The organism is Mycobacterium marseillense, from assembly GCF_010731675.1.
GTDB lineage: Bacteria > Actinomycetota > Actinomycetes > Mycobacteriales > Mycobacteriaceae > Mycobacterium > Mycobacterium marseillense.
The window spans coordinates 3,097,360-3,118,687 of sequence record NZ_AP022584.1 but is presented as its reverse complement, the minus strand read 5'-3'; the positions used below and the strand labels follow the sequence as shown (position 1 = coordinate 3,118,687).

Annotated in this window: 20 protein-coding genes, 1 tRNA gene and 1 pseudogene; 13 read left to right on the top strand and 9 right to left on the bottom strand. The window is 68.6% G+C overall.

Going from position 1 to position 21,328, the window contains the following annotated elements; genetic code table 11:
* Positions 1-87: 87 nt before the first annotated feature.
* Positions 88-1,689 (bottom strand): fatty-acid--CoA ligase FadD8, encoded by a 1,602-nt coding sequence (gene fadD8 / locus G6N26_RS14245; RefSeq protein WP_083018347.1) that lies wholly within the window; start codon positions 1,687-1,689, stop codon positions 88-90.
* Between the two features lie 374 nt (positions 1,690-2,063).
* Here fadD8 and G6N26_RS26565 point away from each other — a divergent pair.
* A pseudogene (locus G6N26_RS26565) lies at positions 2,064-2,117 on the top strand (DUF2510 domain-containing protein); the annotation flags it as partial.
* A gap of 87 nt (positions 2,118-2,204) precedes the next feature.
* Positions 2,205-2,678, top strand: coding sequence for an HIRAN domain-containing protein (locus G6N26_RS14240; RefSeq protein WP_232067458.1), 474 nt, complete (start codon positions 2,205-2,207; stop codon positions 2,676-2,678).
* 203 nt (positions 2,679-2,881) lie between these two features.
* Here G6N26_RS14240 and G6N26_RS14235 read toward each other — a convergent pair whose 3' ends face one another.
* A complete protein-coding gene (locus G6N26_RS14235) occupies positions 2,882-3,283 on the bottom strand; it encodes a hypothetical protein (RefSeq protein ID WP_232067457.1) in 402 nt (133 codons plus the stop codon).
* 189 nt (positions 3,284-3,472) lie between these two features.
* Between G6N26_RS14235 and G6N26_RS14230 the strand changes: the two genes are divergently transcribed.
* The 6 genes from G6N26_RS14230 to G6N26_RS14205 all read left to right on the top strand — a co-directional run bounded on the left by G6N26_RS14230 (position 3,473) and on the right by G6N26_RS14205 (position 10,385).
* Positions 3,473-5,077: an amidohydrolase gene (locus tag G6N26_RS14230; protein ID WP_083018342.1), complete on the top strand. Its 1,605-nt coding sequence runs from the start codon at positions 3,473-3,475 to the stop codon at positions 5,075-5,077.
* A complete protein-coding gene (locus G6N26_RS14225; RefSeq protein WP_083018340.1) occupies positions 5,074-6,057 on the top strand; it encodes an o-succinylbenzoate synthase in 984 nt (327 codons plus the stop codon). Before G6N26_RS14230 ends, G6N26_RS14225 begins: the two co-directional genes overlap by 4 nt.
* The gene (locus G6N26_RS14220; RefSeq protein WP_067166901.1) at positions 6,054-6,839 is read left to right on the top strand and encodes an alpha/beta fold hydrolase; all 786 of its coding nucleotides are present in this window, start codon (positions 6,054-6,056) and stop codon (positions 6,837-6,839) included. The genes G6N26_RS14225 and G6N26_RS14220 overlap by 4 nt, the downstream gene beginning before the upstream one ends.
* Before the next feature lie 154 nt (positions 6,840-6,993).
* On the top strand, positions 6,994-8,643 hold the full coding sequence (gene menD, locus G6N26_RS14215; protein ID WP_083018338.1) for a 2-succinyl-5-enolpyruvyl-6-hydroxy-3-cyclohexene-1-carboxylic-acid synthase: 1,650 nt from the start codon (positions 6,994-6,996) through the stop codon (positions 8,641-8,643).
* An 11-nt stretch (positions 8,644-8,654) separates the two neighbouring features.
* Positions 8,655-9,179: a DUF3592 domain-containing protein gene (locus G6N26_RS14210; RefSeq protein ID WP_067166908.1), complete on the top strand. Its 525-nt coding sequence runs from the start codon at positions 8,655-8,657 to the stop codon at positions 9,177-9,179.
* Between the two features lie 51 nt (positions 9,180-9,230).
* Complete coding sequence (locus tag G6N26_RS14205; RefSeq protein WP_067166911.1) at positions 9,231-10,385, top strand: glycosyltransferase family 4 protein; 1,155 nt, start codon at positions 9,231-9,233, stop codon at positions 10,383-10,385.
* Between the two features lie 10 nt (positions 10,386-10,395).
* On the opposite strand, the gene G6N26_RS14200 is transcribed toward G6N26_RS14205, so the two are convergent.
* Complete coding sequence (locus G6N26_RS14200) at positions 10,396-11,220, bottom strand: SDR family oxidoreductase (RefSeq protein ID WP_067167018.1); 825 nt, start codon at positions 11,218-11,220, stop codon at positions 10,396-10,398.
* 55 nt (positions 11,221-11,275) lie between these two features.
* On the opposite strand from G6N26_RS14200, the gene G6N26_RS14195 reads away from it, so the two are divergent.
* Positions 11,276-11,968, top strand: a complete 693-nt coding sequence (locus tag G6N26_RS14195) for a demethylmenaquinone methyltransferase (protein WP_083018415.1) — start codon at positions 11,276-11,278, stop codon at positions 11,966-11,968.
* Positions 11,969-11,975: 7 nt separating this feature from the next.
* Here the strand turns inward: G6N26_RS14195 and G6N26_RS14190 are convergent, their stop codons facing one another.
* Positions 11,976-12,389, bottom strand: coding sequence for a DUF732 domain-containing protein (locus G6N26_RS14190; RefSeq protein WP_067166916.1), 414 nt, complete (start codon positions 12,387-12,389; stop codon positions 11,976-11,978).
* Positions 12,390-12,499: 110 nt separating this feature from the next.
* On the bottom strand, positions 12,500-13,738 hold the full coding sequence (gene menJ, locus G6N26_RS14185) for a menaquinone reductase (RefSeq protein WP_083018336.1): 1,239 nt from the start codon (positions 13,736-13,738) through the stop codon (positions 12,500-12,502).
* A 22-nt stretch (positions 13,739-13,760) separates the two neighbouring features.
* On the opposite strand from menJ, the gene grcC1 reads away from it, so the two are divergent.
* The 3 genes from grcC1 to G6N26_RS14170 all read left to right on the top strand — a co-directional run bounded on the left by grcC1 (position 13,761) and on the right by G6N26_RS14170 (position 16,070).
* A complete protein-coding gene (grcC1, locus tag G6N26_RS14180; protein WP_067167021.1) occupies positions 13,761-14,777 on the top strand; it encodes a nonaprenyl/(2E,6E)-farnesyl/geranylgeranyl diphosphat synthase in 1,017 nt (338 codons plus the stop codon).
* 85 nt (positions 14,778-14,862) lie between these two features.
* On the top strand, positions 14,863-15,726 hold the full coding sequence (htpX, locus tag G6N26_RS14175) for a zinc metalloprotease HtpX (protein ID WP_067166923.1): 864 nt from the start codon (positions 14,863-14,865) through the stop codon (positions 15,724-15,726).
* 83 nt (positions 15,727-15,809) lie between these two features.
* Positions 15,810-16,070 (top strand): helix-turn-helix transcriptional regulator, encoded by a 261-nt coding sequence (locus G6N26_RS14170; protein WP_067166927.1) that lies wholly within the window; start codon positions 15,810-15,812, stop codon positions 16,068-16,070.
* Between the two features lie 13 nt (positions 16,071-16,083).
* On the opposite strand, the gene G6N26_RS14165 is transcribed toward G6N26_RS14170, so the two are convergent.
* The 4 genes from G6N26_RS14165 to G6N26_RS14150 all read right to left on the bottom strand — a co-directional run bounded on the left by G6N26_RS14165 (position 16,084) and on the right by G6N26_RS14150 (position 21,135).
* Positions 16,084-17,622: a SulP family inorganic anion transporter gene (locus tag G6N26_RS14165; protein ID WP_083018334.1), complete on the bottom strand. Its 1,539-nt coding sequence runs from the start codon at positions 17,620-17,622 to the stop codon at positions 16,084-16,086.
* A gap of 244 nt (positions 17,623-17,866) precedes the next feature.
* Positions 17,867-18,892 carry an NAD(P)H-dependent glycerol-3-phosphate dehydrogenase gene (locus G6N26_RS14160; RefSeq protein ID WP_067166944.1) on the bottom strand — a complete coding sequence of 342 codons (1,026 nt, stop codon included), beginning with the start codon at positions 18,890-18,892 and terminating at the stop codon, positions 17,867-17,869.
* A 61-nt stretch (positions 18,893-18,953) separates the two neighbouring features.
* Positions 18,954-20,465 (bottom strand): flavin-containing monooxygenase, encoded by a 1,512-nt coding sequence (locus tag G6N26_RS14155; RefSeq protein ID WP_067166947.1) that lies wholly within the window; start codon positions 20,463-20,465, stop codon positions 18,954-18,956.
* A gap of 178 nt (positions 20,466-20,643) precedes the next feature.
* Complete coding sequence (locus G6N26_RS14150) at positions 20,644-21,135, bottom strand: YajQ family cyclic di-GMP-binding protein (protein ID WP_067166951.1); 492 nt, start codon at positions 21,133-21,135, stop codon at positions 20,644-20,646.
* Between the two features lie 69 nt (positions 21,136-21,204).
* On the opposite strand from G6N26_RS14150, the gene G6N26_RS14145 reads away from it, so the two are divergent.
* Positions 21,205-21,288 (top strand) — tRNA-Tyr (locus G6N26_RS14145).
* The last annotated feature ends 40 nt before the right edge of the window (positions 21,289-21,328 follow it).

Here is a 21,328-nt window from a genome sequence, read left to right as displayed (position 1 = left end):
CCCCGCCTCCGATCTCCCCGCCGAGCGTGACAGCACAGTCACGCTCGGTCGCGAGCGTGACTGTGCCGTCACGTTCGAGGCAAAGCCTCAGCCGACGGAGCGCTCGGCGCCCTCCCAGAACTGTGCCCGCACGGCCTTCTTGTCCGGCTTGCCCAGCCCGGTCAACGGCAGCGAGTCGGCGAGCACCACGCGCTTGGGCGACTGCACCGAGCCCTTGCGGTCCTTGACCGCGGCCTGGATCTCGGCGGTCATTTTCTCGATCGCGGCGTCGTCGCGGGGCGCGTCGGCGCGCAACACCACCACCGCGGTGACGGCTTCGCCCCACTTCTCGTCGGGCGCGCCGACCACGCACACCTGCGCGATCGCCGGGTGCTCGGCGACCACGTCCTCGACCTCGCGGGGGAACACGTTGAAGCCGCCGGTGACGATCATGTCCTTGACCCGGTCGACGATGAAGTAGAAGCCGTCCTCGTCCTCGCGGGCCATGTCGCCGGTGTGCAGCCAGCCGTCCCTGAAGGTCTCCGCGGTCGCCTCCGGCAGGTTCCAGTAGCCGCCGGCCAAAAGCGGTCCGCTGACACAGATTTCGCCCGGCTCACCCTGGGGAACGGGCTTGCCGTCCTCACCCAGCAGCGCCACGCGCGCGAACAGTGTCGGGCGCCCGCAGGAGGTGAGCCGCTTCTCGTCGTGCTCGTTCTTGGCCAGGTAGGTGATGGCCATCGGCGCCTCGGACTGCCCGTAGTTCTGGGCGAAGATCTTGCCGAAGCGGCGGATCGCTTCGGCCAGCCGAACCGGGTTGATCGCCGACGCACCGTAATAGACGGTCTGCAGCGACGACAGGTCGCGGGTGTGCGAATCCGGGTGGTCCATCAGCGCGTACAGCATCGACGGCACCAGAAAGGTGGCCGTAATGCGTTTCTCCTCAATGGTTTTCAGCACGTCGGCCGGGTCGAACTTGGGCAGCACGTGCATTTCGCCACCCTTGATCAGGGTCGGCAGGAAATACGCCGCGCCCGCGTGCGAGAGCGGGGTGATCATCAAGAACCTCGGGTCCTCCGGCCACTCCCACTCCGAGAGCTGGATCGAGGTCATCGAGGAGATCGACTGCGCGGTGCCCATCACGCCCTTGGGCTTGCCGGTCGTACCCCCGGTGTAGGTCAGGCCGATAACCTGATCCGGCGGCAGGTCCGCGGCGGCCAGCCGCTGCGGGTCGTACTTGGCCGCCTCGGCCGCCAGGTCGACCGCCACCCCGCTGAGCGCCTCGGGCACCGGGCCGATGGTCAAGATCTGCTTGAGCCCCGGCACCTTCTCCAGCAGGGCCAGCGCGCGCTCGACGAACATCGGGTTGGGGTCGATGATCAGCGAGCTGATGCCGGCGTCGTTGAGCACGTATGCGTGGTCGTCCAGCGAGCCCAGCGGGTGCAGGGCGGTGCGCCGGTAGCCGCGGGTCTGGCCGGCGCCGATGATCAGCAGCACCTCGGGGCGGTTGAGCGACAGCAGGCCGACGGCCACACCGGTGCCCGCGCCGAGCGCCTCGAACGCCTGGATGTACTGACTGATCCGCTCGGCCATCTGACCACCGGTCAGCGTGGTGTCGCCGAGGAACAGCACCGGCTTGTTCTTGTGGCGCTTGAGGGCGCCCACGAGCAGGTGGCCGTTATGGGTCGGGTTGCGCAACAGCTCGTCCGTCATGTGGCAAGACTAGAACGTGTTGCAATTTGGGTCAGCCGCACCCTCGAAGACTTCGCCTATGCGCTGCTTCCAACTGCCCTGGGATCGCTCCTGGCAACTTGAGCGATTAATCCTTCCCGGATGAAGAAACTGGAATCTCAGTTCTCAACGTCGTGGCTTTCTCAAAAGCCGCGGCCAAGTGGCGAAGTCACAATGGCGATAATGGGCAGAGGTTCAACTCACCTTCCTTAGCCTTTCCGGACCACGCGGGAAGGCACTCCCGGCAGTTCGCCATACCGCCCACGGAATTTCCTGGCTGCTCATAGCATTAGCTAGCCGAGCGCTTAGGAGGCGATGTGAAGCCCAGTCAGTACCCGCAGTCGCTGCCTCCGCCTATGTGGTGTCCGGACCCCGCAGGCACCAATCGGCTCCGCTGGTGGGACGGCTCCAAGTGGACCGATCACTATGCGCGAGTTCCCGCGCCAGAGCCCGCCGTAGCGGCTGTGTCCGCTCTACCTGCCACGCGCAAACCATCGTTGGTCACTGGCTACACGCGCCGGGCAATGCCCCCGATAAGGGCGAACGGTCGAAAATCATCTCCACTTGCCGATGTCGTCACTGCGGCGACACTTGAAGAGCCCCGCTATCCCCTCGAAGAGCAGGTCGAGGTTGTCGGCGAGACGTACCGCGCCAAAGACATTCGCCGGGTTTTCCAGGAAGCCGGAATGCCGATCACCGAAAGTGGCGTGACCCTAAAGTCAGTCCGCTGCATCCTCGTTCCTGAGCCATGGAATGAACACGACCCGAATGCGGTCGCTGTGATGGTCGGGCAAAACCACGTCGGTTACCTTGCCGCTGACCTTGCTGCCTCGTACACCGATGGCCTCCTGCGCATCGCGCGGCTGGGCAGTCTGGCGACAGGTGAGGCGAGGATCTGGGCGAAGAGCGACGACGGGATCATCCGGGCACGCGTGACAATCCTTATCCCGGAGGCGTCCCAATTCGACTAGGCAGGCGTCGTCACGCGGCAGTTCGTCCGTACAGGGCGCGTATTAGACCGGTTTTGTCCCACCGCGGCCCTGAAGTCTGGCAGCGCACCGACAGACGATGATTCAGCCGCGAACTAAGGTCGCAAAATTAAGAAATGAGATTGCCACTCGCTGTCTCACATCAACACAAGGTCAGATCGATCGCCGCGTCCAGTCTCCGTTAGTTATGCCGGTGACTGCCACGGATAGACCACGTCGACGTATTCGTCGCGGGACACGACGAGCGTTTTGGTGGGCGTGGACATGTCGACGTAGAAGTGCCCCTTGGCTGGACGACCTACGCTGCCCTCGTCGCTGAGAACAGCAAGGTCTTCGATGATTTCGGCGGCCTTCGCTTCGTCAAGCCGCCACACCACGTGGATGGGGTCGAGTTCTATATCGGCAGTTTCGGACTCAATATGGAACTCGTGCGTCACTCCGTCACGCTCCAGTCGCGATGCCCCGTGCTGCTTGGCCTCACTGAGTGCGGCTTTGAGCTTGTCGACCCCGCCGCCGTCCAAAGTCAATAAAACTGCGTCATCGCCGAAATAAAATTCAGGAAGGAAGTTGACGCGAATGATGCTCATGAGTCTCCACTTACGGCCGGTTTCCGCTGGTCCTGCTGGGATTGGTGTCGTTGACAACGAGGTAAGTTCTGGGCGGCAATGCCGTCTAATTTTGCGACAGCGACTGGCAACATCAGGACAACTCCGCCGCGTGGCTGCCGCCGGAGAACTCATGCATGAAATGTCTCCCGGTCACTAGGATCCTTATCCATGGGGCAGGCAGATCTCGTCGTCACCGGAACCATCCTGACCGTCGACGAGGCGCGGCCCACCGCGGAGGCGCTCGCCGTGGCCCACGGCAAGATCGTCGCCGTTGGAACCCGTGCCGAGGTCGCCGAGCTCATCGGCCCCGCCACCCAGAGCGTCGACGTCGGTGACGGCTGCGTCATGCCGGGATTCGTTGAGGCCCATGGCCATCCGCTGATGGAGGCCGTCGCCCTCTCAGACCGCCTCGTCGACATCCGCCCGGTCACCATGCGCAGCGCCGACGACGTCGTCTCCGCGGTGCGCTCCGAGGTCACGCGACGCGGATCCGACGGCGCCTACCTCAACGGCTGGGATCCCCTGCTGCAGAACGGTCTTCCCGAGCCGACGCTGGGCTGGCTCGACGGCATCGCGCCCGACACCCCGCTGGTGATCATGCACAACTCCGGGCACAAGGCGTATTTCAATACGACCGCCGCCCAGCTGCACGGCCTGAACCGCGACACCCCCGACCCCAAGGGCGCCAAGTACGGCCGCGATGCCGACGGCGAACTCGACGGCACCGCCGAGGAGACCGGCGCCGTGTTCCCGCTGCTGGGCGGGGTCATCGACTTCGCCGACTACCCACGGATGCTGCTCGCCGAGTGCGCTCGGCTCAACCGCGCCGGGCTGACCACCTGCTCGGAGATGGCGTTCGACCCCGGCTTCCGGCCAATGGTCGAACAGCTGCGCGGCCAGCTGACGGTCCGGCTGCGCACCTATGAGATCTCCAACCCGCAGATGTCCACCGACGCCACGCCCGGGCAGGGCGACGACATCCTGCGCCAGGTCGGCATCAAGATCTGGGTCGACGGCTCGCCCTGGATCGGCAACATCGACCTCTCGTTCCCGTACCTGGACACCGAGGCCACCCGCACCATCGGCGTCGTGCCGGGGTCGTGCGGCTGCGCCAACTACACCGCCGAGCAGCTGCACGAGATCGTCGGTGCCTACTTCCCGCTCGGCTGGCCGATGGCCTGCCACGTGCAGGGCGACGCCGGCGTCGACACCATCCTCGACGTCTACGAGGAGGTGCTCAGGCGCCATCCGCGCGACGACCACCGACTGCGGCTCGAGCATGTCGGCGCCATCCGTCCCGAACAGCTGCGGCGCGCGCACGACCTCGGGGTCACCTGCAGCATCTTCGTCGACCAGATCCACTACTGGGGCGACGTCATTGTCGACGGGTTGTTCGGCGAGGAGCGCGGAACCCGTTGGATGCCAGCGGGATCCGCGGTGGCCACCGGCATGCGGATCTCGCTGCACAACGACCCGCCGGTCACGCCCGAGGAGCCGCTGCGCAACATCAGCGTGGCGGTGACCCGTACGGCGCCCAGCGGCCGGGTGCTCGGACCCGAGGAGCGACTCACGGTCGAGCAGGCCATCCGCGCGCAGACCATCGACGCCGCCTGGCAGCTGTTCGCCGACGACGTGATCGGCTCGCTGGAGGTCGGCAAGTACGCCGACCTGGTCGTGCTCTCGGCCGACCCGCGCACCGTGCCGCCCGAGCAGATCGCCGACCTCGACGTGCGGGCGACGTATCTGGCGGGCCACCAGGTCTACGGCGCGTGACCCCGACGCGCCCACCCCGGCTGGAAGACCTGCTGGACCGCCTGCACGTGGTCTCGCTGCCCATGCGGGTGCGGTTCCGCGGCATCACCACCCGCGAAGTCGCGCTCATCGAGGGCCCGGTCGGCTGGGGGGAGTTCGGGGCTTTCCTCGAATACGAGCCGCCCGAGGCCGCGCATTGGCTGGCCTCGGGCATCGAGGCCGCCTACCGGCAGCCGCCGGCGGCGCGCCGGGACCGCATCCCGATCAACGCCACGGTGCCGGCCGTGCCCGCCGCCCAGGTGGGCGAGGTGCTGGCCCGCTTTCCCGGCGCCGGGACGGCCAAGGTGAAGGTCGCCGAGCCCGGCCAGACGCTGGCCGACGACGTCGCCCGGGTCAACGCCGTGCGCGAGCTGGTGCCGACCGTGCGGGTGGACGCCAACGGCGGCTGGAGCGTCGAGCAGGCGGTCGATGCGGCCGCGGCGTTGACGGCCGACGGCCCGCTGGAGTACCTCGAACAACCCTGCGCGACGGTCGGTGAACTAGCCGAGTTGCGTCTCCGGGTCGACGTGCCGATCGCCGCCGACGAGAGCATCCGCAAGGCCGAGGACCCGCTGGCCGTGGTCCGCGCCGGCGCCGCCGACGTCGCGGTACTCAAAGTCGCTCCGCTGGGCGGGATTTCGGCCATGCTCGCCATCGCCGACCAAATCGACGTTCCCATCGTGGTCTCCAGCGCGCTGGACTCGGCGGTCGGGATCGGCGCCGGGCTGACCGCCGCGGCCGCCCTGCCGCAGCTTCGGCACGCCTGCGGGCTGGGCACCGGCGGGCTGTTCGTGGACGACGTCGCCGAGGCGGCACCGCCCGTCGGCGGGAGCCTGGCCGTCGGGCCGGTGACGCCGGATCCGGCGCGGCTGCGCACACTCGCGGCAGCGCAGCAGCGTCGGCAGTGGTGGATCGACCGGGTCAAGGCGTGCCATCGGTTGCTTGTACCGTCGTCCGGGTGATCAACCTGGCTTACGACGACCGCGGCTCCGGTGAGCCCGTGGTCTTTATCGCCGGCCACGGCGGCGCCGGACGGACCTGGCACCCCTATCAAGTTCCCGCGTTCCTGGCGGCCGGATACCGCGTCATCACCTTCGACAATCGCGGGATCGGCGCCACGGAGAACGCCGAGGGCTTCTCGACGCAAACCATGGTCGCCGACACCGTCGCGCTGATCGAAGGGCTGAACGCCGCCCCCGCCCGCATCGTCGGAATGTCGATGGGCGCCTTCATCACCCAGGAACTCATGCTCGCCCGGCCCGATCTGGTCAGCGCGGCGGTCCTGATGGGCACCCGCGGCCGCATGGACCGCGCGCGGCAGTTCTTCCGCGACGCCGAGGCCGAACTGTCCGACGCCGGCGTCACTCTGCCGGCCTCCTATGAGGCGAAAATCCGCCTGCTCGAGAACTTTTCCCGCAAGACCCTCAACGACGACACCGCGGTCGCCGACTGGATCGCCATGTTTTCCACCTGGCCTGTCAAGCCCACCCCGGGCATGCGCGCCCAGCTGGATGTCGCGCCCTACACCAGCCGGCTGTCGGCCTACCGCAGCATCGCGACGCCGGTGCTGGTGCTCGGCTTCTCCGACGACGTCCTGACGCCGCCGTATCTGGGCCGGGAGGTCGCCGACGCGCTGCCCAACGGCCGCTACATGCAGATCCCCGACACCGGGCACCTCGGCTTCTTCGAACGGCCCGACGCCGTCAACGCCGCCATGCTCAAGTTCTTCGCCGAGCCGCGCTAGGCGCCCAACGTCGACTTGTGGGGCGAAATCCCCCGAGAAGGCCGCAGCAACTCCACGTTCGGCGCGCGTTCCGGGGGGCTGGGTTGAACTGCCCGCCTTCTCCTGCCGTCGCTGTGCGGCGGGCGTCGTCTGCGGGCTGTGACACCCTGTAGGAGTGAACCCCTCGACGACACAGGCTCGCGTCGTCGTCGACGAGCTGATTCGCGGCGGTGTCCGCGACGTGGTGCTGTGTCCGGGTTCGCGGAACGCCCCGCTCGCCTTCGCGCTGCAGGACGCCGACCGCTCTGGCCGGATCCGGCTGCACGTCCGCATCGACGAGCGCACGGCCGGCTATCTGGCCATCGGCCTGGCGATCGCCGCCGGCTCGCCGGTGTGCGTCGCCATGACGTCGGGCACCGCCGTCGCCAACCTGGGCCCCGCCGTGGTGGAGGCCAACTACGCCCGGGTGCCGCTGATCGTGCTCTCGGCCAACCGCCCCTACGAGCTGCTGGGCACGGGGGCCAACCAGACCATGGAACAGCTGGGCTACTTCGGCACCCAGGTCCGCGCCACCATCAGCCTGGGCCTCGCCGAGGACGCCCCCGAGCGGTTGGACGCACTCAACGCCACCTGGCGCTCGGCCACCTGCCGGGTCCTGGTGGCCGCCACCGGGTCACGCACCGCCAACGCCGGCCCCGTCCAGTTCGACATCCCGCTGCGCGAGCCGCTGGTGCCGGATCCCGAGCCCCACGGCACGGTGATCCCGCAGGGCCGCCCGGGCGGCCGACCCTGGACCTACACCCCGCCGGTGACCTTCGACCAGCCGCTGGACATCGACCTCACGCCCGACACGGTCGTCATCGCGGGCCACGGCGCCGGCACCCACCCCGCCCTCGCCCAGCTGCCCACCGTGGCCGAACCGACCGCTCCGGCCCCGGAGAACCCGCTACACCCCCTGGCGCTGCCGCTGCTGCGGCCCAAGCAGGTGATCATGCTCGGCCGCCCCACGCTGCACCGTCCGGTGTCGACGCTGCTGGCCGACCCCCACGTGCCGGTGTTCGCACTGACCACCGGCCCCCGCTGGCCCGACGTCTCGGGAAACTCGCAGGCCACCGGCACGCGGGCGGTCACCACCGGGGCGCCCAACCCGGCGTGGCTGCACCGCTGCGCGGAGACCAACCGGCACGCCAACGACGCGGTGCGCGGCCAGCTCGCGGCGCACCCGCTGACCACCGGCCTGCACGTCGCCGCGGCCGTGGCCGACGCGCTGCGGCCCGGTGACCAGCTGGTGCTCGGGGCATCCAACCCCGTCCGCGACGCGGCGCTGGTCGGCCTGGACACCCACGGCATCCGGGTGCGCTCCAATCGCGGGGTCGCCGGCATCGACGGCACGGTGTCCACCGCGATCGGGGCGGCCCTTGCCCACGAGCGGGACGGGAACGCGGGCGGTCCGGCGCGCACCGTCGCGCTGATCGGCGATCTGACCTTCGTGCATGACAGCTCCGGGCTGCTGATCGGCCCCACCGAACCCACCCCCCGCGGCCTGACCATCGTGGTCTCCAACGACAACGGCGGCGGCATCTTCGAGCTGCTCGAGCAGGGCGACCCGCGCTTCTCCGACGTGTCGTCGCGGATTTTCGGGACCCCGCACGACGTCGACGTGGGGGCACTGTGCCGCGCGTATCACGTGGAAAGCCGCCAGATCGAGGTCGGCGAATTGCACGCCGCCCTCGACGAACCCGGCCCCGGGATGCGGGTGCTGGAAGTCAAGGCGGACCGCTCCTCGCTGCGGCAGCTGCACGCCGCCATCAAGGCGGCGCTGTGAGGCGCGAATAGATGACGAGATCTCCAAAGGTTCTGCTGCACATACTGATTCACGGACGCAGTGACGAACCTCCGAAAACACGTGCCAGGATCGCGTTGCGGTGGGCCCGGATCGCGGTGTTGATCGTCGCCGGCCTGGTCACGCTGCAGTCGGTGCTGTTGGTGGCCGGCGCCTGGCGCAACGACCTTGCGATCACGCACAACATGGGCGTCGCGCAGGCGGAGGTGCTCAGCGCCGGGCCGCGCCGCTCCACCATCGAATTCGTCACCCCCGAGCGGACCACCTACCGCCCCGAACTCGGTGTGCTCTACCCGTCGCATCTGGCGACCGGGATGCGGATCTACGTGGAGTACAACAAGAACGACCCGAACCTGGTCCGCGTGCAGCACCGCAACGCCGGCCTGGCGATCATCCCGGCGGGATCCATCGCGGTGGTGGCCTGGCTGGGGGCCGCGGCCCTGCTGATAGCGCTGGCACTGGGAGACAAATGGCTGGACCGCCGCGCCCCAAGCGCCGAACCTGCAAATTTCGCGTGACGGACGCCCGGAGGCAACCTTGTCGACAGGCGGCGCTGAGACGGTGATGGGGTGCGCGTTGCCATCGTCGCGGAATCTTTCCTGCCGGAAGTCAACGGTGTCAGCCACTCGGTGATCCGGGTGCTCGAGCACCTGCGCCGCACCGGCCACGAGGCCCTCGTCATCGCCCCCGACACGCCGCCCGGTGCACCGCCGGCGGAGCGCATTCACGACGGCATCCGGGTGCACCGGGTGCCCTCACGCATGTTCCCGAAGGTGACCACACTGCCGCTCGGGGTGCCGACGCCCCGGCTGGTGAGCGTGTTGCGCGGATTCGACCCGCACGTCGTGCATCTGGCGTCGCCGGCGCTGCTGGGCTATGGCGGGGTGCGCGCGGCGCGGTGGCTGGGGGTGCCGACGGTCGCGGTGTATCAAACCGACGTCCCGGGGTTCGCGGCCAGCTACGGCATCCCGATGACGGCCCGGGCCGCGTGGGCCTGGTTCCGCCACCTGCACGGGCTCGCCGACCGTACCCTGGCGCCGTCGAGTGTGACGATGGAAGCCCTTGTCGCCCAGCGCTTCCCGCGGGTACACCGGTGGGCGCGCGGCGTCGATGTGCTGCGGTTCGCGCCGTCGGCGCGCGACGAGGCGCTGCGGCGACGATGGTCGCCGGATGGCAAGCCCATCGTCGGGTTCGTGGGCCGGCTCGCGCCCGAGAAACACGTCGAGCGGCTCGCCGGGCTGGCCGCCGGCGGCGAGGTCCAGCTCGTCATCGTGGGCGACGGCGTCGACCGCGACAAACTGCAATCGGCAATGCCGACAGCGGTTTTCACGGGTGCGCTCTACGGCGACGAGCTCGCCGCGGCGTACGCCAGCATGGACGTTTTCGTGCATCCCGGTGAGCACGAGACGTTCTGTCAGGTCGTGCAGGAAGCGCTGGCGTCGGGGTTGCCGGTGATCGCCCCCGACGCCGGCGGCCCACGCGACCTCGTCACCCCGTGGCGCACCGGCCTGCTGTTGGGGGTCAACGAGTTCGAGGCCCGGCTGCCCGAGGCCGTCGCGCACCTGATCGCCGAACGGGCGCGCTACGCGCCGGCCGCGCGGCGCAGCGTGGTCGGCCGCAGCTGGCCGGTCATCTGCGACGAGCTGCTCGGCCACTACGAGGCGGTGCTGTCGCCGTTCGAGCGGCGGCGCCTGTTCGCCAGGCGGTACGCGCAGGGCCAGTGACGGCCCACCCTCAGCCCTGCGCCAGCTCCGCGACGGGCTGCCATTCCTCCCAGTTGCGGATCCGGCTCTCGTAGTCGGCCTTGGCCGTCTCCAACGGTGACGACCCGAAGAACGCTCGCAGCGGCGGCTTTTCGGCGTCGACCACCTTGAGGAGTGCGGCCGCCGAGGCGGTCGGGTCACCCGGGCTGGCCCACCGCCGGCTGCGTTCGGCCGCAACGGCGGCGCGAAGGTCGTCGTAGGCGGGCAATGGCTCGGCGTGCCTGGCCGACGGACCGGCCCAGTCGGTGTCGAAGCCGCCCGGCTCGATCAGCGTGACGTGGACACCGAACGGGGCGACCTCCTGGGCCAGCGCCTGCGAAAAGCCTTCCAGCGCCCACTTCGACGCGTGGTACATGCCGACCAACGGGAACGCGGTGATGCCCCCGATCGAGGACACCTGGATGATGTGGCCGCTGCCCTGCTCGCGCAGGTACGGCAGCGCGGCCTGGGTGATCCACAGCGCCCCAAAGACATTGGTCTCGATCTGGTCGCGTGCGTCTCGCTCGGAGAGTTCCTCGACGAACCCGAACTGCCCGTAGCCGGCGTTGTTCACCACGATGTCGAGCCGACCGAAGTGGTCGTGCGCCCGCGTGACCGCCGCGAAGTCCGCGTCGCGGTCGGTGACGTCCAATTGAATTGGCAACAGCGCGTCGCCGTACTTGTGCGCCAAGTCGTCCAGCGACGCCGTATCGCGCGCGGTGGCGGCGACCCTGTCGCCGCGCTCCAGCGCCGCGATCGCCCAGGCCCGTCCGAAACCGCGCGATGTACCGGTGATAAACCACACTTTGTCAGTCACGCCGAGTTGCAACGCTGCTGCCGCCGCGGAATTCCCGAAGGGTAGCGTCCGTGTGGTGAGCCGCGCCGAGTTGGACAAGGACCCCCGCGACGTCGCGTCGATGTTCGACGGCGTCGCCCGGCGCTACGACCTGACCAACACCGTGCTGTCGATGGGCCAGGACCGCTCCTGGCGCAAGGCCACCCGGGCGGCGCTGGAGATCGGGCCCGGCCAGCAGGTGCTGGACCTCGCCGCGGGCACCGCGGTCTCGACCGCCGAGCTGAAGAAGTCCGGGGCGTGGTGTGTGGCCGCCGATTTCTCGGTCGGCATGCTGGCCGCGGGGGCGGCGCGCGACGTGCCGAAGGTCGCCGGCGACGCCACCAGGCTGCCGTTCGCCGACGACGTATTCGATGCTGTCACAATCAGTTTCGGGTTGCGCAACGTCGTCGACACCCAAGCCGCGCTGCGTGAGATGGCGCGCGTCACCCGCCCGGGCGGCCGACTGGTGGTGTGCGAGTTCTCCACGCCCACCAACGGCCTGTTCGCCACCGTCTACAAGGAGTACCTGATGCGGGCGCTGCCGCGGGTGGCGCGGGCGGTGTCGAGCAACCCCGAGGCCTACGTGTACCTGGCGGAGTCGATCAGGGCGTGGCCCGATCAGGAGGGGTTGGCGCAGCAGCTGACCCAGGCCGGCTGGGTGGGGGTGCGGTGGCGCAACCTGACGGGCGGCATCGTCGCCCTACACGCGGGGTACCTGCCCCCGCGCTGAGGCGGTTTTAGTGATTGCCGGCCGCTTGGACGACGTCGATGTGCTCCGGGCAGTAGTGGTCGACCGCCGCGCCGAGGAACTGCAGCGACTGGCCCTCGGAGGTGCCGCGCGGCAGGTTGCGCTGGATGAACGTCGCGGACTGGTGGGCGTCGTGGTCGACGCCGTGGTCAATCCGGTCGCAGGTGATCTTGCCCAGCCACGCCAGTTGGTCCTGCGGCTGGTAGATGCCGAAGCCGTTGACGGTGTTCTTGAACGGCGCGTCGTAGTCGCTCGGGGGCGACGGCGTCCGTGGGGTCGGGTACGGCGCCGTCGGCGGCGGATCCGCCTGCGCGGGCGCGGAGAGCTGCGCCGGCGCGCCCAGCGCGAAAGCAGCAACGGCAGCGGCAGCGGCACCGATAGTAGCCAGCATCGTTCCCTTCATTAGCTGGACTATACACGCCCGGTAGGAAGCGCGCCGACAAACGGGGAGCGCCGATGGAGCGCCCCGGCAGGGCCGCCGTACCCCCCGACCAGCGGCGATGCGGCCGCCGCTCAGCTGAACGGTGTGCGGCGGTCGATCAGTCGCGACAGCCGGCCCCCGCCCCGCCAGGCGCGCGCCACCCAGTCCGCGTCCTCGTCGGTGACCAGGTTGGCCATCACCCGCACCGCGATGGTCATCAGCGTCGTCGAGCGCATCGCGATCGGCCCGGTCGCGGGCAGGAACCGCTGAAAGGTCAGCAGCAGCGCCAGCCGACGCGCCACCGAGAAGCCGCGACCGTAGTGCTGCCGCAGCAGCGACGGCCAGACTTGCGACAGGTCGCGGCCGTCCAATAACGCGAGCATTTCAGCGGCCAGCCGGCCCGTCTCCAGCCCGTAGTCGATGCCTTCGCCGTTGAGCGGGTTCACGCACGCCGCGGCGTCGCCGATCAGCATCCAGTTGGCCCCGGCCACGCCGGACACCGCGCCGCCCATCGGCAGCAGCGCCGACGACACCGCCCGGGGTGGGCCGGTGAAGCCCCACTCGTCGCGGCGCAGGTCGGCGTAGTGGTCGATCAGCGGCCGCAGCGCCAGATCCGCGGACCGTTTCGACGTCGACAACGCCCCGACGCCGATGTTCACCTCGCCGTTGCCGAGCGGGAAAATCCAGCCGTAGCCGGGCAACACCGCGCCGTCGGGGCCGCGCAGTTCCAGGTGCGAGGTCAGCCACGGGTCGTCGGCGCGCGGGGTGCTCAGATAGCCGCGGGCGGCGACGCCGTACACGGTCTCCTGATGCCACCGGCGGCCCAGCTTGCGCCCCAGCGATGAACGGGCGCCGTCGGCCACGATCAGGTGGCGGCACCCGACGTCAGTGCCGTCGGCCAGTGTCACCGACGTCACCCGTCCCATCGAGTCATGTTGCACACCAACGGCTTTCGTTCCCAGAAGCATCTCCGCCCCGGAATCCTCGGCGACTTTGCGGATCCGGTCGTCCAGCTCGACGCGGGCTACCGCGCTGCCGGTGGACGGGAAGGACGGGCCGGGCCAGTCCACCTCCACCTCGCCGCCGAACCCACTCATCCGCAGCCCCCGGTGCCGGATGCGGGTGTCCAGCCAGTCCCCGAGGCCCAGGCGTTCGCACTCGGCGACCGCCCGCGGGGTCAGGCCGTCGCCGCAGGCCTTGTCGCGGGGAAAGCTCGCCGAATCGATGATCACGACGTCGTGGCCCGCGCGCGCGGCCCAGGCCGCCGCCGCCGAACCGGCAGGTCCGGCGCCGATGACCACCACGTGGGCTCGGGTCGCTCCCGTCTTCATGCACACCAGTATGTTTGGTGCCGTGAATACTCCGGCGACGGTGGTGGCGGGCGTTGATCTCGGCGACGCGGCCTTCGCGGCGACGGTGCGCGACGGTGTCGGGCGGATCGAGCAGCTCATGGACACCGAACTGCGCAGCGCCGACGAGATCATGACCGAGTCGCTGACCCACCTGTTCAAGGCCGGCGGCAAGCGGTTCCGGCCGCTGTTCACGGTGCTGTCGGCGCAGCTGGGGCCGGACCCCGACGCCGCGGACGTGACGATCGCCGGCGCCGTGATCGAGCTGGTGCACCTGGCGACGCTGTATCACGACGACGTGATGGACGAGGCCGAGGTGCGTCGCGGGACGCCCACCGCCAACGTGCGCTGGGGCAACAACGTCGCGATCCTGGCCGGGGACTATCTGTTCGCCACCGCCTCGCGGCTGGTGTCGAGGCTGGGGCCCGAGGCGGTTCGGCTCATCGCCGAGACGTTCGCCCAGCTGGTGACCGGCCAGATGCGCGAGACCCGCGGCCTGACGGGGGCGGCCGAAGGGGCGGATCCGATCGAGCACTACCTGAAGGTGGTGTACGAGAAGACCGCGTGCCTGATCGCCGCGGCGGGCCGCTTCGGCGCGATGTTCTCGGGCGCCGACCCCGAGCAGGTGGAGCGGCTGAGCCGCCTCGGCGGCATCGTGGGCACCGCTTTCCAGATTTCCGACGACATCATCGACATCGACAGCGACTCCCACGAGTCCGGCAAACTGCCCGGCACCGACGTGCGCGAGGGTGTGCACACCTTGCCGATGGTCTACGCAATGCGCGAACCCGGTCCCGAAGCGGCGCGGCTGCGCGAGCTGCTGGTCGGGCCGATCGACGACGACGCGGCGGTGGCCGAGGCGCTGACGCTGCTGCGGGCGTCGGCGGGCATGGCCAAGGCCAAGCAGTCGCTGCGCGAGTACGCGGCGCAGGCGCATGCGGAGCTGGCCCTGCTGCCCGACGTCCCCGGCCGGCACGCGCTGCAGACGCTGGTCGACTACACCATCAGCCGGCACGGCTAGCCGGTCACGGAACTCCTTCGGCCGTCTCGGGCGTTCAATAGTCGACAATGAACGAGCGTTCGACAGTGTTGCGAGGAGGACAGCGATGACCTGGCATCCGCATACCAACAGGCTCAAGACCTTCGCCCTGTTGGTCGGCATGTCCGCGTTGATCGTGTTCGTGGGCTCGCTGTTCGGCAAGACCGCGATGTTTTTGGCGGTGCTGTTCGCCATCGGCATGAACGTCTACACGTACTACAACAGCGACAAGTTGGCACTGCGGGCGATGCACGCGCAGCCGGTCTCCGAGCTCCAGGCGCCCGCGATGTACCGGATCGTTCGTGAGCTGGCCACCGCCGCGCACCAGCCGATGCCCCGGCTCTACATCAGCGACACCAACGCGCCCAACGCGTTCGCGACCGGCCGCAATCCGCGCAACGCCGCGGTGTGTTGCACCACGGGCATTTTGGGCATCCTGACCGAGCGCGAGCTGCGCGCTGTGCTGGGTCATGAGCTGTCGCATGTCTACAACCGCGACATCCTGATCTCGTGCATCGCCGGGGCGATGGCGTCGGTGATCACCGCGCTGGCCAACATGGCGATGTTCGCCGGCATGTTCGGTGGTAACAACCGCGACGGCGAGAATCCCTTTGCGCTGCTGCTGGTTTCGTTGCTCGGTCCGATCGCGGCGACGGTCGTGCGCCTGGCGGTATCGCGGTCGCGGGAATATCAGGCGGACGAATCGGGCGCGGTGTTGACCGGTGACCCGCTGGCCCTGGCGTCGGCGCTGCGCAAGATCTCCGGTGGGGTGCAGGCGGCCCCGCTTCCGCCCGAGCCCCAGCTGGCCAGTCAGGCACACCTGATGATCGCCAGCCCGTTCCGGGCCGGCGAGCGGATCGGGTCGCTGTTTTCCACGCACCCGCCGATCGAGGATCGCATCCGCCGACTCGAGCAGATGGCCGGGCGGTAGGAAACGGCGCCAAAACGGCACGTGCACACCGGCCGAACCGCACGTAACATCGGAGTTAGCTGTAGTCCTTGGGCTTTCCGTTGATGGAAGCGGTGATTGCGATGTCGGACTCTAACTCGATCGATATTCACGAAGCCGGGCTGGCGCTGAATCTGCCCGATCTGATCTTCGAGACCCGCGCCGGTGCCGGGATGAACCAGGACCAACTGGCCCAGGCCCTCGGCACCACCCGGGAGGCCGTGGCCGCGTGGGAGAGCGGGGACGAGGTGCCGCGCGTCGACGTGCTGCAGCGCCTGGCGGAAGTCTGCGGCAAGCGGCTGCACATCAGGATCGACGTCGACTGACCGTCCGGCGCAATTACGCGGCGGCCCCGGGTCTTTGCGCCTCGACCAACTGTTCGTCCGCGCCCCGGTGACCCGTCTCGACTACGCCCCGGATGTGGACCGTCCCGCCCGTCGCCTCGTGCTGTCGCTGCCAGTCGGTAATCGTTTGGTGCGCAGCGTGATCGAGGTAGTGCACCGCAATGGCGACCGTCACGGTCGCGCCCTGCGGAAGCGCTGTCAGGATCCGCGTCAGCCGCGGTAGCGCCAGGAAGGTGCAGGCCGCACCCTCGATGGATACCCGCCATTCGTCGTCAACCGGCTCCGCCTCGATCTTGGCCCGGATCACCCGCCACCCGGTCAGTGCGATGGCCAGCGCCAGCCCGATCAACACGCCGTGCAACAGGTTGAGGAAGATGACGCTGACGGCCGTCACCACGTACACGGCGAGATCGCCGTTCTTCATTGCGGTTTCGATGTGGGCCGGCTTGAGCAGCTGGACGCCGATGACGATCAGCAGTCCGGCAAGGGCGGCGGTGGGGATCTCTTCGACCAGGCCGGCGAACGGAATCGTGAACAGCAGGATCCAGACGCCGTGCATGATCGAGGACGCCCGGGATCTGGCGCCCGCGATGACATTCGTGGAGCTGCGGACGATGACCCCGGTGATCGGCAGCCCGCCGACGGTCCCGGAGATGATGTTGGCGGCGCCCTGTCCCACGAGCTCGCGGTTGAAGTCGGTGCGTGGCCCGTTGTGCATCCTGTCGACCGACACCGCTGACAGCAGGCTCTCGACGCTGGCAATGAGCGCGACGGTGATCACCCCGACGGTGAACGCGCCCCAGTTGCCGTGGGGAAGGTCGGGTAGCCGCAGCGCGTCCAGCGGTGACCCCTCGAGGTCGATCCGGCGCACGTGGAATCCGAAGACGACCGAGATCACCGTGACCGCCATGATGGCGACCAGGGGACCCGGAATGCGGCGGGCCTTGGCGGGCATCCACCGCCAGGCGACCAGGATGACGATCACCAGTACGCCCAGGATCACTCCCGGCCGGTGCGCGCCGATGATCTGCCCGGGCAGGCCGATCAGGTTGTGCCAGGCGGTGCTCTTGGATTTTCCGCCCAGCAACACGTGCGCCTGCTGCAGGGCGATCGTGATGCCGATGCCGGCCAGCATGGCGTGCACGACGACCGGCGAAATTGCCAGGGCGGCGCGCGCCACGCGGCTGAGCCCCAGCAGCACTTGCAGGGTTCCGGCGGCGACGGTGATCAAACACGTGATGCCCCAACCGAACTCGGAAACCAGGCCGGCGACGACGACGGTCAGCCCGGCCGCCGGGCCGCTGACTTGCAGCGGGGAGCCACCCAGAGCGCCGACGACGATGCCCCCGACGACCGCGGCGATCAGGCCGGCGAGCACCGGGGCGCCCGAGGCGATCGCGATTCCCAGCGACAGCGGGAGCGCGACCAGAAAAACCACCAGCGAGGAGGGCAGGTCGTGCCGGATGATGCCGCGCAACCGGTCGGCGCGCGACGCGGTGGGAAGCCGATCGCCCGCCCGTTCAATGTCTTGCATCGGTCCCGTCCCTCGTTGGGAGTTTGCGGGGGATGTTCCGATATCCGCCCTTCTTGCGGCCAGTTACATCTTCGTAACGGGTTGGCGTGCAGCGGATTACACCCGGGTGGCCCGCAGGAGCGCAGCCGGAAAATCGCTGACTACCTGGTCTGACGGTATTTTGCTGGCAAACGGGGGTCAAGCGGACGTGCGCGGCCCATAGAGAACGCAAAGATTTGAATTTGGCCAGCGAAAGGCGCCCAGGTCAGAAGCCCGCGCCGTGCACCTCGTGACCCGGCACCTCGGCGATCAGGCCCCGGTAGGCCTCCTCGACGGAGGAGCCGTGGTTGATCACGGCGTCGACCTCGCGGGCGATCGGCATGGTGAGGCCGAACTCGTTGGCAAACTCCATGATCACGCTGGCCGCCTTGACGCCCTCGGCGACCTGGTTCATCGAGGCGATGATCTCATCGATCGGCTTGCCCGCCCCTAGTTGTTCACCGACGTGCCGGTTGCGGCTGCGCTGGCTGGTGCACGTGACGATCAGGTCGCCCAGCCCGGCCAGTCCCGGGAAGGTGTCGGGGTCCCCGCCGACCGCGACGCCCAGCTTCGTCATTTCCCGCAGCGCGCGGGCGATCACCAGAGCGCGGGTGTTTTCGCCGATGCCCAGCGAGTACCCCATGCCCACGGCGATGGCGAACACGTTCTTCAGAGCCCCGGCCATTTCCGCGCCGATGACGTCGTCGGTGGTGTACACGCGGAAGCGCCGGGTGCGGAACAGCCCGGACAGCCGGGTCGCCAGATGCTGGTCGGGCATGGCCAGCACCGCGGCGGCGGCGTAACCCTCGGCCACCTCGCGCGCGATGTTCGGCCCGGCCAGGATGCCCGCGGGGTGCCCGGGCAGCACCTCCTCGACGATCTGGGACATCCGCATGTTGGTGCCCTGCTCGAGCCCTTTGACCAGTGACACCACCGGCACCCACGGCCGCAGTTCCCTGGCCAGCTCGGTGAGCACCCCGCGGAAGCCGTGCGAGGGCACGCCCATGACGACCACGTCGGCCGAGTTCGCCGCCTCGGCGAAGTCCGTGGTGGCGCGCAGGGTGTCGCTCAGCACGACGTCGTTGCCGAGGTAGCGGCTGTTGCGGTGGTTGTCGTTGATGTCGGCGGCGGTCTCCTCGGAGCGCACCCACTGCAGTGTCGGTCCGCGGCGCGCGCAGATTGAGGCCACGGTGGTGCCCCAGGAACCCCCACCGAGGACAACGACTTTGGGTTCGCGCTTCTCAGATGCCATGGCGATCAGCGTATTGCCGACATCTGAGATTTGGGAGCAGTTCACGAACTCCCGTGCGCACCTATCCGGCGAGCGCGGCGCGGTCGGCGGTCCGCCCGAACACCATCGCCTCTTCGATGCGGTCGAAGCGGTAGTCGATGGCGTCGGCGAGATAGTTCTGCCGCACGTTCCACGGCCGCTTGGTGCCCGACTTGGGCAGCGCGTGCACCGACCGCAGCACGTAGCCGGCGTTGATGTCCCATGACGGCTTCTCGGTCATCGGCTCGTTGCCGCGGTGCGGGGCGGCGCGCGTGTAGCCGTGAGAAGTCATGTGCTCCATGAGTTTTGCCGTCGCGCGGGCGGTGATGTCGGCCCGCAGCGTCCACGACGCGTTGGTATAGCCCACACACCAGAACAGGTTCGGCACGTCTTCGAGCATGTGCGCCTTGTAGACGAAGCGGTCGCTGGTCTTGATCTCGTTGCCGTCCAGGCTGATCGTGGCCCCACCGAGTGCCTGCAGTTGCAGGCCGGTGGCGGTGACGATGACGTCGGCGTCGAGGTGCCCGCCGGATTTGAGAGCGATACCGGTCGCGTCGAAATGGTCGATGTGGTCGGTGACCACGTCGGCGCGCCCGGAGCTGATGGCCTCGTACAGGTCGGCGTCGGGGATCAGGCACATCCGCTGGTCCCACGGGTTGTACCGCGGTTTGAAGTGGGTGTCGACGTCATAGCCGGCCGGCAGGCTGTTGATCGCCTTGCGCCGCAACAGCCACCGCACGAACCCCGGGGCCTTGCGGGACAACGCGAAGAACACCGCCTCGGTCAGCGCGCTGTACATGCGGACGACGAGATGAGCGGGCTTGCGGGGCAGCATCTTTCGAGAGACGGCGGCGACCGTGCCGTACTTCGACGCCGAGATGAGATAGGTGGGTGAGCGCTGCAGCATGGTCACCCGGGCGGCGCGGTCCGAGAGCGACGGAAGCAGCGTCACCGCGGTCGCCCCGCTGCCGATCACCACGACCTTCTTGCCGTCGTAGTCCAGGTCCTCCGGCCAGTGCTGGGGGTGCACCACCGTGCCCGTGAACTCCTCGATGCCCGGGAAGTCGGGGGTGTAGCCCTCGTCGTAGTTGTAGTAGCCGCTGCCGAAGAACAGGAAGCGGGCGCGGTAGAGCTTGCGCGCCCCGTCCTGCTCGACGGTGACCGTCCAGGTGTCGGTCGCGGAGTCCCAGTCCGCCGAGCGCACGTGGCTGCTGAACCGGATGTGGCGGTCGATGCCGTACTTGCGCGCGGTGGCGGCCAGGTACTCGCGGATGTGCACGCCGTCGGCCACGCCCTCTTCGCGGGTCCACGGCTCGAACGGGAAGGACAGCGTGAAGATGCTGCTGTCGGAGCGCACCCCGGGGTAGCGGAACAGGTCCCACGTCCCGCCGATCTGCTCGCGCCGCTCCAGCATGGTGTACGTCAGCTGCGGGTTGCGTTCGGTGATCCGGTAGGCGGCGTCGATGCCGGAGATGCCGGCGCCGACGATGAGGACGTCGAAGTAGTCGGCCTCGGTCGCGCCGTGGCCGGCGGCCTCCTGGGGAGTCACGGTCATCGTGAACCTCGCTCAAATTGTGGGACTCGTCACTAGCGTAGAGACCCACCGGTTGGTCGGGCTAGGAACTCGCGAAACCGCGTCGCACCGCGGCGCTCGTTGAGGACCGTGAGCGTAACCCCATGGCGAGATAACGCGTCAAAAGTCGCAGTGTCGTTACGCTCGCGGGCCCCGCCGATCACCGGTAGTTGACGAACTGCAACGCCACATCCAGGTCGGCCTGCTTCAGCATCGCTTGGACGGCCTGCAGATCGTCGCGCTTTTTGCTGGTGACCCGGATTTCGTCGCCCTGGATCTGGGACTTGACGGACTTGGGGCCGTCGTCGCGGATCAGCTTGGTGATCTTCTTGGCGTTCTCGCTGCTGATGCCCTGCTTGAGGGTCCCGCTGACCTTGTAGGACTTGCCGGAGGCCTGGGGCTCGCCGGCGTCGAAGGCCTTCATGGAGATGTCGCGGCGGATCAGCTTCTCCTTGAAGACGTCGACGGCCGCCTTGACGCGTTCCTCGGTGGACGACGTCAGCTCGATAGCCTCATCGCCCTTCCAGGCGATGGTGGTGTCGGTACCGCGGAAGTCGAAGCGGGTGGCCAGCTCCTTAGCGGCCTGGTTGAGCGCGTTGTCGACCTCCTGGCGATCCACTTTGCTGACGATGTCGAACGATGAGTCCGCCATGCATTCCGTCCCTTCATCCGGTGATAGGCGTTTGTGCTTTGTCTACTCGCTCGTTGTAACCTGTCTGGCGGCAGGTTGCCCGAGCGGCCAATGGGAGCGGACTGTAAATCCGTCGCGAAAGCTTCACAGGTTCGAATCCTGTACCTGCCACCAACAGTTTTTGCAGGTCAATGCGCGTCGTTGTTTCGGTGCA